Consider the following 244-nt stretch of genomic DNA (forward strand, 5'->3'; position numbering starts at 1 on the left):
AATCAGGAGTGCCCCGATGTCGTCGGAAACCATCTTTCAATCCTATCTCGCGCTCGGCTATGTCGGGTGGCTGCTTTGCTTCGGCGCCTATATTCTGCCCTGGCTCAAATCGATGGACAGGGTCAAGGCGCACCGCGCCATCGCCACTCTGCACAGCTTCCGCTTCTTCGGGCTCGTCTTCATTCTGCCCGGCGTCGTCGGTCCCAACCTGCCCACCAGCTTCGCCATCTTGGCTGCCTATGGC

At 60.2% G+C, this 244-nt stretch carries 1 pseudogene; it reads left to right on the plus strand.

Annotated features, from left to right (window positions below):
- Window positions 1-16 precede the first annotated feature (16 nt).
- Window positions 17-244 (plus strand): annotated as a pseudogene (locus AF337_RS08155) (hypothetical protein); the annotation flags it as partial.

Source organism: Rhizobium ecuadorense, from assembly GCF_001187535.1.
Lineage (GTDB): Bacteria > Pseudomonadota > Alphaproteobacteria > Rhizobiales > Rhizobiaceae > Rhizobium > Rhizobium ecuadorense.